The organism is Actinosynnema sp. NPDC004786, assembly GCF_053601135.1.
Genome location: NZ_JBSGBG010000051.1, coordinates 25,687 through 40,953, shown reverse-complemented (window position 1 = coordinate 40,953; position 15,267 = coordinate 25,687). Strand labels below are relative to the sequence as shown.

Here is a 15,267-nt window from a genome sequence, read left to right as displayed (position 1 = left end):
GGGCCGCGTCCGGGGGTTCGGATCCCGGGCGCGGCCCTTCGACTGGGGGGAGGGCAATGGAGGTGGGGCCGCCCCCTACCGGGCGGACCCGTCTCCGGTGGAGAAGGGGACGAGGGCGGGCCGGCGTTCCGCCGCCGCGGGCTGGATGCCCCTTGCACGCCGGCCTGCCCTCGTCGTCCAGGGAGAGCAGCGGATGTTCCGCTGTCTGGTCCAACCTCGCTCACCGGGGTTCGCCCTGTGTGGTTGATCGGACACGCTTAGCGTAAGAATGCGGCTACAGGACGACTGGAGCCCGACTGAAGTGACCCCCTAGGCTCCGTCCCGGGGCTCAACCCTTCGGCGAAGGATCGGTCGGTGGCAGACGGCGGCGGCGGGCGCTTGCGGTTCGAGGTGCTCGGCATGCTCCGGGCGGTGCGCGGCGGCGGGGAGGTGGACCTCGGCGCCGCCAAGCAGCGCGCCGTGCTGGCGGTGTTGCTGCTGGCCCGCAACGCGCCGGTCGGCCGGGACCAGATCATCGAGGCGGTGTGGGGCGACAACACCCCCACGAGCGCGGTCAACCTCGTGCAGACCTACGTGGCCGGGTTGCGCCGCGCGCTGGAGCCGAGCCGCGCCCGCCGCGCCCCGGCCGAGCTGCTGACCTCGGTCGGCGACGGCTACCTGCTGCGGGTCGAGCCGAACGCGGTCGACCTGGACGAGTTCGAGCGCGGTGTCGCGGCGGCGGCCCGCCTGCGCGCGGCCGGCGACCTGGTCGCGGCGGCCACCGCCCTGGACGACGCCCTCGGCCTGTGGCGCGGCGAGCCGCTGGGCGGTGTGGTCGGCCTGTTCGCCGAGGTCGAGCGGGGCCGGCTGGTCGAACGCCGGGTCGCGGCGCTGGAGGAGCGGGCGGAGCTGATGCTGCTCACCGGGCGCGGCGCGGAGCTGGTGCCGTCGCTGACCGCCCTGGTGGGCGAGCACCCGCTGCGCGAGCGCGGGCACGGCCTGCTGATGCGCGCCCTGTGCCAGGCGGGCAGGCAGGCCGAGGCGCTGGCCGTCTACCGCGAGGCCCGCCGGGTGCTGATCGAGGAGCTGGGCGTGGAGCCCGGTCCGGAGCTGCGCAAGCTCCAGCAGGCCGTGCTGGCGGGGGAGAACCCCGAGCCGGAGCCGCCGACCCGGCCGATCGAGCTGCGGCCGGCGGCGGCGGAACCCGCCCCGGCGATCACGCCCGCGCAGCTCCCGCGCGCCTCGGCGTCGCTGATCGGCCGCGACGAGGAGCTGAAGCGGCTGGACGGCCTGCTGGCCTCGCACCCCGAGGGCGGGCTGGTGCTGGTCGTGACGGGACCGGCGGGGGTCGGCAAGACCGCGCTCGCCCTGCACTGGGCGCAACGCGTGCGCGAGGACTTCCCGGACGGCCAGATGTACGTCGACCTGCACGGCTACGACCCGAACCAGGAACCCCTGGGCGCGGGCGAGGTGCTGAGCCGGTTCCTGCGCACGCTGGGCGTCCCGTCGCCGGACATCCCGGTGACGGTCGAGGAGCGGTCGGCGTTGTTCCGCACGCTCATCGCGGACCGGCGCATGGTCGTGATGCTGGACAACGCCCGCGGCTCGACCGAGCTGCTGCCGCTGCTGCCCGGCCCGCCGTCGTGCGTGCTGGTGACGTCGCGCCGGCGGCTGGTCGGGCTGGTCGCGCACGCCGAGGCGCGGCTGGTCGAGCTGGACATGCTGGACCTGGACGCGTCGATGGCCGTGGTGGGCCGGATCGCCGGGCGTGCCGGCGAGGAGACCGCGGCGCTGCGTCGGCTCGCGGTGCTGTGCGACGGGCTGCCGCTGGCGCTGCGGATCGCGGCGGCCCGGCTGGCGGTCGCGCCCGCGCTGCGGGTGGCGGAACTCGTGGCCGAGCTGGACGACGAGCACGGCCGGCTGGCCGCGTTGGGCCTGGAGGACGAGGACTCGACGGTGCGGGCGGCGCTGGACGCGTCCCGGCGGGCGTTGTCGCCGCTGCCCGCGCGGCTGCTGGCGCTGCTGGGCCTGCACCCCGGCCCGGACGTGACGGCGTTCGTGGCGGCGGCCATGGCGCGGGTGCGGGTGGGCGAGGCGCAGCGCGCCCTGGACGCGTTGACGGCGGCGAACCTGCTGTCGGTCAACGAGCCGGGTCGCTACGGCGCGCACGACCTAGTCCGGGTCTACATGCGGACGCTGGCCGCCGAGCTGCCGCCCGCCGAGCGGCACGAGGCGACGAGCCGGATGCTCGACTTCTACCTGCACTGCGCGGACCTGGCCGACGGGCGGCTGCCGGTGGGGCGCGGCAGCGTGCGGGTCGCGCCGGAGCACGTGCCGGCCGAGACGCCGAAGCTGTCCGGCTCGGCCGAGGCGATCGCGTGGCTGGACGCCGAGCAGGGCAACATCATCGCCGCCGCCGAGCTGGCCGCCGCCCCCGGGTCCGACCCGAAGTGGCTGGTGCACGCCTGGCAGTTGCCGTACACGCTGTCGCGGTTCTTCTGGCTGCGGGCGGACCGGACGACGTGGTTGCGCACCACCGAGGCCGCGCTGGAGGCGGCCACCACCCTCGGCGACCCCGAGGCGAGGTTCGTGATGCTGTTCAACCTGGGCATCGCGCTGGCGCAGTTCCAGCGGATGGACGAGTCCCTGGCCCGGCACCGCCAGGCGTTGGAGGTGGCGCGGGCGTCCGGGGACGTCAACGCGCAGGCCCGAGCGCTGACCACGGTCGCGGACATGCTCCAGGGGCTCGGCCGGGTCGACGAGTCGGAAGCCTCGTACCGGGAGGCGCTGGAGGTCAGCCGGGCGGCCGGGTCGCGGTGGGCCGAGGCGAACGCCCACCACAACCTCGGGCTGCTGCACCTCGCGTCGCGCCGCTACGACGAGGCGAAGAATCGGCTGCGCGCGGCGGTGACGATGTACCGCGAGGTCGGCGAGCAGTGCGGCGAGTCGGCCTGCCACACCGACCTGGCGATGGTGCTGCTGGAGTCGGGGGAGGGCGCGGAGGCGGTCGCGTCGGCGCGCACGGCGCTGTCGGTGGCGTCCGCCGCCGCGAGCCCGTACCACCAGGCGATGGCCCACGACCGGCTGGCGACCGTGTTCGACCGGCAGGAGCTGCCCGGCGCGGTGGCCCACTGGCAGCGGGCGCTGGCGTTGTTCACCGAGCTGGGCGCGCCGGAGGCGGACCAGGTCCGGGAACGACTGGCCCGCGCCCGCGCCACCACGGCCGTCCGACCGCCCCACACCCCGGCCGCCGGCACGTGATCGGTTGAGTGGTCTGGACCTATTGACACAGAGGTCTAGACCTATTTACGGTTCGGGAGCTGCGTCGTGGCCGCCGCCTCGTGCAGGAGGTGCCGTTAGTGCGCAAGAGAAGCAGGTTGTCGCCGCTCGTGGCGTTGCTCGCCGCGGTGGCCGGGGTCGTCGTCGCCGTGGCGGCCCCCTCGTCGTCCAACGCCGCCGCCGCGGGCCAGGAGTGCCGCCCCGACGGCCTCTACCAGACCCCCGGCGTCGCCGTCCCGTACTGCTCCGTCTACGACGCCGACGGCCGGGAGTCGCTGGGCGCGAACCACTCCCGCCGCGTCATCGGCTACTTCACCAGTTGGCGCACGGGCCGCAACGGCGCGCCCGCGTACCTGGCGTCCGACATCCCGTGGGGCAAGGTCACGCACCTGAACTACGCGTTCGCGCACATCGACGCGCAGAACAGGGTCTCGGTCGGCCCCGACGGCCCCGACAACGCCTCCACCGGCATGACCTGGCCGGGCGTGGAACTGGACCCCTCCCTGCCGTACAAGGGGCACTTCAACCTGCTCACCAAGTACAAGAAGCAGTACCCGAACGTGAAGACGCTGATCTCGGTCGGCGGCTGGGCGGAGACGGGCGGCTTCTTCAACCCCGACGGCACGCGCAACGCCTCGGGCGGGTTCTACAAGCTCGGCGCGCAGCCGCAGGCCACCGTGGACGCCTTCGCCGACTCGGCCGTGGAGTTCATCCGCAAGTACGGCTTCAACGGCGTGGACATCGACTACGAGTACGCCACCTCGAACAACCACGCGGGCAACCCGGACGACTTCTGGATCTCCAACGCCAACCGCGGCACGCTGTGGGCGGGCTACGAGAAGATCATGAAGGCGTTGCGGGAGAAGCTGGACCGCGCCTCGGCCCAGGACGGCAGGCACTACCTGCTGACGGCCGCCGTGCCCGCCTCGGGCTGGCTGCTGCGCGGCCAGGAGGCGTACCAGGTCACCCGCTACCTGGACTACCTGAACGTGATGAGCTACGACCTGCACGGGTCGTGGAACCACTTCGTCGGCCCCAACGCGGCGCTCTACGACGACGGCAAGGACGGCGAGCTGGCCGCCGGCGGCGTCTACACCGCGCCGCAGTACGAGGGCATGGGCTACCTGAACACCGACTGGGCCTACCACTACTACCGGGGCGCGATGCAGGCCGGCCGGATCAACATCGGCGTGCCGTTCTACAGCCGCGGCTGGCAGGGCGTCACCGGCGGCACGAACGGCCTGTGGGGCCGCGCGGCGCTGCCCGACCAGACGAAGTGCCCGCCCGGCACGGGGTCCAGCGTCGGCTCCACCACCCCGTGCGGCAACGGCGCGGTCGGCATCGACAACCTGTGGCACGACTCCACCGCGGGCGGCGCGGAGGTGCCGTCGGGGGTGAACCCCATGTGGCACGCCAAGAACCTGGAGAACGAGATCACGCCGGACTACCTGGCGCAGCACGGCCTGGACCCGGTGAACGACCCTACCGACCGGATCTCCGGCTCCTACACCAGGTTCTACGACAGCACGCTCGCCTCGCCGTGGCTGTGGAACGCCGACAAGAAGGTGTTCCTGTCCACTGAGGACGAGCAGTCCATCGCGGCCAAGGCGAAGTACGTGGCGGACAAGGGCATCGGCGGCATCATGATCTGGGAGCTGGCGGGCGACTACCGCTTCGACGGCGCCAAGGGCCAGTACACCGTCGGCGACACGCTCCTCACGAAGATCAACGAGGGCCTGCGCGGCGCGGCCCCCTACGGCAACCGCAAGGCCGCCGGCGCCACCCCGAGCCAGGTGCTCGACGTCAACGCCACCGTCTCCGGGTTCGCCCTCGGCGACAACAACTACCCGATCACGCCGAAGCTCAAGATCACCAACAACTCGACCACCACCCTGCCGGGCGGCACCAGGATCGAGTTCGACTACGGCACCAGCGCGCCGGGCAGCATGGCCGACCAGTCCGGGTTCGGGCTGCGGGTCACCGCCAAGGGCCACTCCGGCAGCAACGTCGGCGGCCTGAAGGGCGACTTCCAGCACGTCGAGCTGACGCTGCCCACCTGGCAGTCGCTCGCGCCCGGCGCGTCGGTGGAGGTCGCGCTGAGCTACCAGCTCCCGATCGCGTCGCCGTCGAACTTCAAGCTCACGTTCGGCGGCAAGTCCTACGCCATCGCCTCCGACCACCCGCGCGGCGGCACGGGCGGCCCGGACCCGACCACCACGACGACGACCACCACGACGACGACCACCACGACGACCGACCAGCCGAGCTGCACCGCGCCCGCGTGGGACCGCGCCAAGGTCTACAACGGCGGCAACGAGGTGTCGCACCGCGGCAAGCGCTGGCAGGCCAAGTGGTGGACGCAGGGCGAGGAGCCGGGCACGACCGGCGACTGGGGCGTCTGGCGCGACCTCGGCGCCTGCTGAGGGGCCCCTGACCGGCGCTGACGCGCACCTGAGGCATCCCTTACCCGCCGTCTGCCACCCCTTACGGCGGCGGGTAAGGGCACCAGCGCCGCAACCGACGTGAACACCCGATGCCCGGCGTCCCGCCTCAGGACGACTCTTCGTGTCACCAGGACAACGACGACACGAGGAGCACGTCATGGAGTGGACGCCCGAGGCCATCAAGGCGGAGATCGACTACCGGCAGGCGGCGCTGCGGGAGGACGCGGCGCAGTACCGCGTCACCCGGCGGTCGAGGCCCGTGAAGAAGGCGTGGTGGCGGCGGCTGGGAGCGCAGACCGGACCGGGTTCGCCGGCTGACGCGAATGACCACCGCGAGGCCGCCTGAGGTGTGACAGCATGCCTGGTGTGGCACGCCTGGGTTCCGGAATTCCCCTGGTGGCGCGCGGCCGGGAGCTGACCAGGCTGCGCGCCGCCCTCGACGAGGCCGCCCGCGGCCAGGCGACCGCGGTGCTCGTGGCCGGTGACGCGGGCGTCGGCAAGACCCGGCTGGTGGACGAGTTGGCCGCCGGCGCGGGCGACGCGCTCGTGCTCACCGGCCGCTGCCTGGACGTCGGCGAGACCGGCCTGCCGTACCTGCCCTTCACCGAGGCGTTGGGGCAGCTCCGGCAGGCCGGTCTGCTCGACGTGGCGGCCCGGCCCGCGCTGGGCCTGCTGCTGCCCGAGCTGGCGCTGCCGGTCGGGCACGACGGCGGCCCGTCGGTGTCCGGCCTGCCGTCGCACCTGGTCGGCCGCCGTCCCGAGCAGGACGTCGGCCAGCTCCGGCTGTTCGACGCAGTGCACGGCCTGCTCGGCGAGCTGGCCGAGGAGCGGCCCGTGCTGCTGGTCCTCGAAGACCTGCACTGGGCCGACGCCTCGACCCGCTACCTGCTGTCGTTCCTGCTGTCGCGGTTGCGGGCGCAGCGGCTGCTGGTGGTCGGCACGTACCGGTCCGACGACCTGCACCGCAGCCACCCGCTGCGACCGCTGCTGACCGAGCTGGTGCGGCTGCCCGCCGTGCGGCGGCTCGACCTGACCCCGCTGAGCGCCATCGACGCCCGGTCGTTCGTCGCCGCGCTGGCCGACGACCTGCCCGACGAGGTGGTGCTGGAGGTCGCCGAGCGCTCGGACGGCAACCCGTTCTTCGCCGAGGAGCTGATCGGCTTCGCCGCCTGCGGCGACCGCGAGGTCCCGTGGACGCTCGCCGAGGTGCTGCTCGCCCGCATCGAACGGCTGGCCCCGGACGCGCAGCGGGTGGTCCGGGTCGCGTCGGTCGGCGGCCGGTCGGTCCGCCACGACCTGTTGCGCGACGTGGCCGGCATGGACGACGTGGCGCTCGACGCGGCGCTGCGCGAGGCGGTCCAGCACCACGTGCTGCTGGTCGACCGGGACGAGGTCTACACGTTCCGGCACGCGTTGCTGCGCGAAACCGTCTACCACGACCTGCTGCCCGGTGAACGCGTGCGGCTGCACTCCGCGTACGCGGACCGGCTCGCCTCGTCCGGCGACCGGGGGGCGGCCGCCGCGCTGGCCCACCACAGCCTGGAGTGCCACGACCTGCCCCGCGCGTTGCGCGCGTCGGTGGAGGCCGGGCAGGAGGCGCAGGCGGCCGGCGCGCCCGCGGAGTCGCTGCGGCACCTGGAGCAGGCGCTCAAGCTGTGGCCCGCGGTGCCGGCGGAGCAGCGCCCGCCCGGGTTGACCGAGCTGGAGCTGCTGCGCAGCGCGTCCTGGGCGGCGGGCACGGCGGGCCAGCCCGAGCGGGCCATCGCGTTCGCCCGCACCGGCACCACCGTGGTGGACGAGTCCGACCCCGAGGGCGCGGCCGTGATGTGGCGGCGCTTCGCGCAGGCGTTGCAGGCGGTCGACGGCACCGACGACGAGAAGTACCACGCGGTCGAGGAGGCGTGGCGGCTGGTCCGGGACCGGCCCGCGAGCCCGGCCCGCGCGTGGGTGCTGGCGGTGTGGGCGGCGGCGCTGCGGCACGACCGCGAGTACGACCAGGCCCGGGAGCGGGCGGAGCTGGCGGTGGCGGACGGCCGTGCGGCGGGCGCCGAGTCGGCCGTGGCGGACGCGCTGACCACGCTGGGGCTGCTGGACGAGCCCGCCGGGGAGGTGTCGCGGGCGCGGGAGCACCTGACCGCGGCGGTGGCGTGCGCGATGGAGGCCGACGCGGTCAGCACCGAGCTGCGGGCCCGGTACTTCCTCGGCCTGCACCACTACGACCTGGGCGAGCTGGCCGAGGCCGCGCGGGTGTTCGAGGAGGGCGTGGCGCGGGCCCGGGCGACCGGGCTGACGTGGAGTTCGTTCGGCCTGGAGCTGCGCATCATGCACGTGCTGACCAAGTACTACCGGGGCGAGTGGGACGGCGCGGCGACCGCGGCCGAACCGCCCGGCCTGCGGGTGTCGAGCACGGTGTCGGCGCGGCTCGCGGCGGCCGGCACGCACGTCGCGGTCAGCCGGGGCGAGTTCGACCAGGCCGAGCGGCTGATCCGGGAGCTGCGCGCGGACTGGCACCGGGACCTGCAGATCGCGTTGATCACCGGCGGGACGGGCGCGGAGCTGGCGTTGTGGCGCGGTCAGCCCGAGTTGGCCGTGGAGCGGGTGGCGGACGCGATCAGCTGGTCGCGGCAGGAGGGCGAGTGGCTGCTGGCCGGCATCCGGCTCGCCGCGCTGGGCGTCGCCGGGTACGTCGAGCTGGCGGCACGGGCGCGGCGGCGGCGGGACGGTGCGGCGGAGGAGGAGGCCGTGCGGGCCGGCCGGGACCTGGTCGAGTACGCCCGTGACACGGCTGACCTGGGCAAACCGCGTTCCGGGTCGTTGGGTCCGGAGGGGCGGGCGTGGCTGCTGCGTGCGGCGGCCGAGGGGACGCGGCTGACCGGGCCGGGCGACCCGGAGCTGTGGCGGCGGGTCGTGGACGGGTTCGGGTTCGGGTCGGTGTTCGAGCAGGCCGTGTGCCGGTGGCGGTTGGCCGAGGCGTTGCTGGCGGCGGACCGGCGCGACGAGGCGGTGGCGGAGCTGCGGCTGGCGTGCGCGGTGGCCGACGAGCTGGGCGCGGCGCCGTTGCGCGAGGCGTTGGACGTGGTCGCGCGGCGGGCGCGGGTGGCGTTGCGCGACGTGGGGCCGAGGGACCGGGTCGACCCGTTCACGCCGCGCGAGCGGTCGGTGCTGGAGCTGGTCGCGCAGGGCCGCACCAACCGCCAGGTGGGCGAGGAGCTGTACATCTCGGAGAAGACGGTCAGCGTCCACCTGAGCCGGATCATGTCCAAGCTGGGCGCGAGCCGCCGAACCGAAGCCGTGGCCACCGCCTTCGACCGCGGCCTCCTCGACCTCCCCCCACCCCCCTAACCCCGCGTGTCCAACCTCCAGAACGCGCGTGTCCTACGTTCGCGTCGCGTGTGTCCTACGTTCACGTACCCCGAGTTCAACGCTCAGGACAGCCGACCCTGGCCGCCGAACGTCCTGAACGTTGAATTCGGGTGTTCCGAAGGTAGGACACTCGCGTTCTGAAGGTAGGACACGCGTGTTCTGGAGGTAGGACACGCGCGGGGGTCAGACTCGGGGACTAGGGGAGGTCATCCCGCCGGCTGATCCGTGGTTCCGCCGCCGTGGTGACGCACGGCGACGCGGCCCGCCCATAGCTTTCTCGGCGTCACGGAAGCCGAGGAATCGAGGGAGCATGTCCGCACTGGTGTCCGACGTCGGAACCCGCACCGCTGTCGCCGCCGCGAACCTGGTCAAGGTGTACGGCAAGGGCGACACCGCCGTCCGGGCGCTGGACGGGGTCAGCGTCGCCTTCGCGGCCGGGAAGTTCACCGCCATCATGGGCCCGTCCGGGTCCGGCAAGTCCACCTTGATGCACTGCCTGGCCGGCCTCGACACCGTGGACGGCGGCACCGTCGCCATCGGCGGCACGGAGATCACCTCGCTCGGCGACAAGGACCTGACCAAGCTCCGGCGCGACCGGGTCGGGTTCGTGTTCCAGGCGTTCAACCTGCTGCCCACGCTCACCGCCGAGGCGAACATCCTGCTCGGCCTCGAACTCGCCGGCCGCAAGCCCGACCGCGAGTGGTTCGACACCATCGTGGACGTGCTCGGCCTGCGCGACCGGCTCAAGCACAAGCCCACCGAGCTGTCCGGCGGCCAGCAGCAGCGCGTGGCCTGCGCCCGCGCCCTCGTCGCCCGGCCCGACGTGGTGTTCGCCGACGAGCCGACCGGCAACCTCGACTCGCGCTCCGGCGCCGAGGTGCTCGACTTCCTGCGCATGTCCGTGCGCAAGCTCGGCCAGACGGTGATCATGGTGACGCACGACCCCGTCGCCGCGTCCTACGCCGACCGCGTGGTCCTGCTCGCCGACGGCCACCTGGCCGGCGAGATCGACAACCCGACCGCCGACTCCGTGCTGGCCGCGCTCAAGCACCTGGGGGCGTGACCGGATGCTGCGCACGATCATCGCGGGCCTCCGGGCCCGCACCGCGCGGCTCGTGCTGTCCTCGGTCGCGATCGCCCTCGGCGTCGCGTTCGTGACCGGCACCCTGGTGCTCGGCGACGCCATGACCGCGAGCCTGCACGACGAGTTCGCCAAGGGCGCGCGCAACGTGGACGTCTCGGTCACCCTGTCCGGCGACGCGCCCGAGGACGTCCGCGGCATCTCGCCGGAGGCGCTGGCCGAGATCCGCCAGGCTCCGGGCGTGGCCGGCGCGGACACCCGCGACGTGCACCAGGTGCCGCTGCTCGCCGCCAACGGCAAGGCCAAGCCCGCGTGGGCCGCGTCGTTGCCGACCAACGAGGAGCTGCGCGAGTTCGACCTCGTGGACGGCCGCTTCCCCGCGTCCGCCGACGAGATCGCGGTGGACAAGCGCACCGCCGCCACCGCCAAGCTCGCGGTCGGGCAGCAGGTCGTGCTGCTGGGCAAGGGCGACCAGCGGCTCACCTACACCCTCGTCGGCACGTACCAGCAGGGCACGAACCAGCTGTCGCTGTCCGGCTACGACCACGTCGCCCTGACGCCCGAGGCGTTCCGGGCGCTGGAGCCCGAACGGCTGCCGTACCAGGTCGTCGCCACCGCCGCGCCCGGCTTCTCGCAGCAGCAGGTCGCGGACAACGTGCGCCAGGCCGTCGGCGGGACCGCGTTCCGGGTGCAGACCGGCGAGGAGCTGACGCAGGAGACCATCGAGCAGGTCGAGGCGCAGTCCGGCGAGTTCACCACGGTCCTGCTGGCGTTCGCGCTCATCGCGCTCGTGGTCGCGGCCATGGTCATCTACAACACGTTCACCATCCTGGTCGCCCAGCGCACCCGCGAGCTGGCGCTGATGCGCTGCGTCGGCGCGAGCCGCGGCCAGGTGTTCCGCGGCGTGCTGGCCGAGGCCCTGGTGATGGGCCTGGTCGCGTCGGTGATCGGCCTGGTCGGCGGCATCGGCGTGTCCGCCCTGCTGCAACGGGTCGTCTACTCGATCGGCAACGGCGGCGAGGGCACCGTGCTCCTGCCGGTGACGGCCACGACGGTGCTCGCCGCGTTCGCGGTCGGCACGCTGGTGACCGTGCTCGCCGCGGTGCTGCCCGCGCGCAAGGCCACCCGCGTCGCCCCGGTCGCCGCGCTGCGCAGCCAGCCCGACAGCGGCGAGGAGGTCCACCGCACGGGCGTGCTCCGGGTGCTGACCGCCGTGCTGTTCGGCGTGGTCGGCGTCGGCGCGGTGGTGCTCGGCATGGGCACGGGCGACGAGGACGCGGCGATGTTCACCAGCGGCGCGGGCACGATGGCGTTGCTGGCCGCGGTGCTGGTGCTCGGCCCGCTGCTGGTCGGCCCGGTCAACCGGGTGCTCGGCGCGGTGCCGCGGGCGCTGCTGGGCGTGCCCGCCAAGCTCGCCTCCGCCAACGCGGGCCGCAACCCCAAGCGCACGGCCGCCACGACCGCCGCGCTGATGATCGGCGTGACCATCGTGGCGCTGGTGACCGTGGTCGCCAACAGCGCCAAGGAGACCGCCAACGCCCAGATCGACGAGCGGATGCCCGCCGACTACACGGTGACGTCCGCGGTCTACGACCGGCCGCTGCCCCAGGAGCTGGTCGACCGGCTCGCCGCCCTGCCCGAGGTCGCGGAGGTCGCGCCGACCACCGTCGTCTACGGCGACCGCGGCTACTTCAACGGCGTGCCGCGCGACGCGCTCGGCAGCCTGTTCCGGCCCACGGTCACCAGCGGGTCGCTCGCCGACCTCGGCGACGGCACGATCGCGGTCAACGCCGAGTACGCCAAGCGCGAGGGCGTGTCGGTCGGCTCCACGGTGACGATCAAGGCCGAGGGCGCCGAGCCGCAGCAGCTCCGGGTGGTCGCGGTGGTCGAGGGTCAACGGCTCTCGGACGGCATCATGACCACGGAGACCTCGCAGCGGTTCCCGACGGCGGCCGAGGGCTACGAGAGCATCCTGGTCAAGCTCGCGGACGGTGTCGCGAACGGCCGCGCGGCGGTCGAGCAGGTCACCGACCCCTCGCCGCTGGCCGTGCTCGACAGCGCGGCCGAGACCAAGGAGCAGCTCAACCAGCAGCTCAACCAGGTGCTCGGGTTCATCTGGGCGCTGATCGGGCTGGCCGTGGTGATCGCGCTGTTCGGCATCGCCAACACGTTGACGCTGTCGGTGCTGGAACGCACCCGCGAGTCGGCGCTGCTGCGGGCGCTCGGCCTCACCCGGGGCCAGCTCCGGCTGATGCTGGTGGTCGAGTCGGTGCTGATGGCGCTGATGGGGGCGGCGATCGGGCTGCTGCTGGGCATCGGCTTCGGCTGGGTGATCACCGAGGCGCTGTCGAACGACACGATGTCGGTCGACCTCGTCGTCCCGTTCGGACAGATCGGCGTGATGCTCGCCGGCGCGGTGGTGGCCGCGATCGCGGCCGCCGCGCTGCCCGCCCGCCGCGCCGCCAGGACCTCGGTCGTCGCGGGGATGGCCGAGGCGTAGGGAACACCGGCGGCCCGCTCTTCTTCGGGGGAGGAGCGGGCCACCGGTGCGACGCGGGTCACAGAATTTCCGTCGAGGACGCGTCACATCCGGGCGTCGATCCCCTCTTACAGGGTGCCGGGTGGCTCGGGCGAGGGCCGAGCCACCCGGCTCTTCGCTTCCCGCCGCCGGGCTCACGGAACGTGCGCGACGGTCGCGATCGGCTCTCCGAAGCGCTTCAGATTGTTGCGGAACGGTGTCGACCGGTTCTTCCCGGGTTGACAGCGCGAACCGGGACTCACAGTGTGAGAGCGCTCTCATGAGAGCGCTCTCACGACGTCGGGTCCGAGCCCGGCGAGCGCGTCGAGGAGGACGGATGAGCAGGAACCCGGTCGGCCGGACGACGTCGATCACCGCGGTGGCGCTGAGCGCCGCGCTGGTGGCCGCGTGTGGTGGCGGGGGAGGTGACGCGGGTGACGGCACGATCAAGCTGTCGATCGGGGTCTTCTCCGACTTCGGCTACACCAACCTGATCAAGGAGTACCAGGCCGCGCACCCCGGCATCGAGATCGAGCAGCGCACGGTCAAGATGGAGCAGCACCACACGCAGCTCGCCACCCAGCTCGCGGGCGGTCGCGGGGCCGCCGACATCGTGGCGATCGAGGAAGGCGCCATCGCGCAGTTCCGCCAGTCCAAGGACAAGTTCGTCAACCTCGCGGACTACGGCGCCAAGGAGCTGGAGGGCCAGTGGGCGGCCTGGAAGTGGAACCAGGGCACCACCGACAACGGCGACTTCGTGCTCGGCCTCGGCACCGACATGGGCAGCCTCGCGCTGTGCTACCGGCGTGACCTGTTCGAGGCCGCGGGCCTGCCCTCGGACCGCGAGGCCGTCGGCGCGCTGTGGCCCACCTGGGAGGACTACGCCCGGGTCGCCGACACGTTCAGCCGGAAGACGCCCGGCGTGAAGTTCCTCGACGCCGCGCAGAACGTCTACAAGGCCATCCTCGACCAGACCGAGGAGGGCTACTTCGCCAAGGCCGACGACTCGTTCATCGGCGACCGGAACGACAAGGTCGAGAAGGCGTTCACGCTCGCCGCGAGCCTGGGCGAGAAGAAGCAGACCGCCGCCGTCGCGCCGTTCAGCCAGGACTGGAACGTCGCGCTCAAGCAGGCGTCCTTCGCCACCACCACCTGCCCGGCCTGGGCGCTCGCGCTGATCAAGGCCGGCGCCGGCGACGAGGCGGCCGGCAAGTGGGACGTGGCCGCCGCGCCCGGTGGCGGCGGCAACTGGGGCGGCTCGTTCCTGGCCGTGCCCAAGCAGGGCAAGCACCCGAAGGAGGCCTACGAGCTGGCCAAGTGGCTGACCGCGCCCGAGCAGCAGAAGCGGATCTTCAAGGAGACCGGCAACCTGCCCAGCGAGCCCGCCGCGTACCAGGACCCCGAGGTCACCGCGACGACGAACGAGTACTTCAACTCCGCGCCGGTCGGCCGGATCTTCGGCGACTCGGCGGAGAGCCTCAAGCCGACCTACCGCGGCACCAAGGACACCAAGGTCACCCCGGTGTTCAACAACGCCCTCTCCCGCGTGGAGACCGGCAAGCAGTCCGCCGCCGACGCGTTCGCCCAGGCCGTCGGGGAAGCGCGGGACGCCGTCAAGTGACGATCGCACCGGATCGGGCGACGGCGGGACGGGGCACGACGCCCGTCCCGCCGTCCGCGCGGCGCCTGTCGTGGCGCGACCGGCTGGGCCGGTTCGACACGAAGTACACGCCCTACGTGATCGTCGCGCCGTTCTTCGCGGTGTTCGGCGTCTTCGGGCTCTACCCGCTGCTCTACACCGCGTGGGTCTCGCTGCACGACTGGCAGCTGATCGACGGCGACCAGGGCTTCACCGGCCTGGACAACTACACCGCCCTGCTGGCGGACCCGAACTTCTGGAACGCGCTGGGCAACACGGTCAGCCTGTTCCTGCTCTCCACGGTCCCGCAGCTGTTCGCCGCGCTCGGCCTGGCCGCCCTGCTCGACCGCGGCCTGCGCGGCCGGGCGTTCTGGCGGGCCGGGGTGCTGCTGCCCAACGTGATCTCGGTGGCCGCGGTGGCGCTGGTGTTCGCCCAGCTCTTCGGCCGCGACTTCGGCATCGTCAACGCGGTGCTCGGCGTCGTGGGCCTCGAACCGGTGGACTGGCGCGCCGAGACGTGGGCCTCCCACCTCGCGATCAGCTCGATGGTGATGTGGCGCTGGACCGGCTACAACGCGCTGATCTACCTGGCCGCGATGCAGTCGGTGCCCAAGGACATGTACGAGTCGGCGATGCTCGACGGCGCGTCGCGGTGGCGGGTGTTCTGGTCGATCACGGTGCCGAGCATCCGGCCGACGATCCTGTTCACCGTCATCGTGTCCACCATCGGCGGCATGCAGCTGTTCGTGGAGCCGCAGCTGTTCGACCCGGGCGGCACGGCCACCGGCACCGGCGGCGACGACCGGCAGTTCCAGACCCTGGTGATGTACCTGTACGAGAAGGGCTTCCGGTTGTTCGACGCGGGTTACTCCTCGGCCATCGCGTGGGTGTTGTTCCTGGTGATCCTGGTGGTCGCGGTCGTGAACTTCGCGGTGGCGCGGCGCATCGCGTCGAAGGGGTGAGG

At 73.0% G+C, this 15,267-nt stretch carries 8 protein-coding genes; all 8 read left to right on the top strand.

Features of this window, described 5'->3' with window-relative positions; translation table 11 throughout:
• Positions 1 to 354: 354 nt before the first annotated feature.
• The 8 genes from ACWEFJ_RS33115 (at position 355) to ACWEFJ_RS33080 (ending at position 15,265) form a co-directional block, all read left to right on the top strand.
• Positions 355 to 3,240, top strand: a complete 2,886-nt coding sequence (locus ACWEFJ_RS33115; protein WP_449716146.1) for a BTAD domain-containing putative transcriptional regulator — start codon at positions 355 to 357, stop codon at positions 3,238 to 3,240.
• Between the two features lie 98 nt (positions 3,241 to 3,338).
• Positions 3,339 to 5,681: a chitinase C-terminal domain-containing protein gene (locus tag ACWEFJ_RS33110; protein ID WP_449716145.1), complete on the top strand. Its 2,343-nt coding sequence runs from the start codon at positions 3,339 to 3,341 to the stop codon at positions 5,679 to 5,681.
• A gap of 178 nt (positions 5,682 to 5,859) precedes the next feature.
• Positions 5,860 to 6,048 carry a hypothetical protein gene (locus ACWEFJ_RS33105; protein ID WP_378096608.1) on the top strand — a complete coding sequence of 63 codons (189 nt, stop codon included), beginning with the start codon at positions 5,860 to 5,862 and terminating at the stop codon, positions 6,046 to 6,048.
• 11 nt (positions 6,049 to 6,059) lie between these two features.
• Positions 6,060 to 9,044, top strand: a complete 2,985-nt coding sequence (locus ACWEFJ_RS33100; protein WP_378096611.1) for a helix-turn-helix transcriptional regulator — start codon at positions 6,060 to 6,062, stop codon at positions 9,042 to 9,044.
• 331 nt (positions 9,045 to 9,375) lie between these two features.
• Complete coding sequence (locus ACWEFJ_RS33095) at positions 9,376 to 10,128, top strand: ABC transporter ATP-binding protein (RefSeq protein WP_449716144.1); 753 nt, start codon at positions 9,376 to 9,378, stop codon at positions 10,126 to 10,128.
• A gap of 4 nt (positions 10,129 to 10,132) precedes the next feature.
• Entirely contained in the window at positions 10,133 to 12,646 is a 2,514-nt protein-coding gene (locus ACWEFJ_RS33090) for an ABC transporter permease (RefSeq protein WP_449716143.1), read from the top strand.
• A 355-nt stretch (positions 12,647 to 13,001) separates the two neighbouring features.
• Positions 13,002 to 14,285 carry an extracellular solute-binding protein gene (locus ACWEFJ_RS33085; protein WP_449716142.1) on the top strand — a complete coding sequence of 428 codons (1,284 nt, stop codon included), beginning with the start codon at positions 13,002 to 13,004 and terminating at the stop codon, positions 14,283 to 14,285.
• Positions 14,286 to 14,350: 65 nt separating this feature from the next.
• Complete coding sequence (locus ACWEFJ_RS33080) at positions 14,351 to 15,265, top strand: carbohydrate ABC transporter permease (RefSeq protein ID WP_449716159.1); 915 nt, start codon at positions 14,351 to 14,353, stop codon at positions 15,263 to 15,265.
• The last annotated feature ends 2 nt before the right edge of the window (positions 15,266 to 15,267 follow it).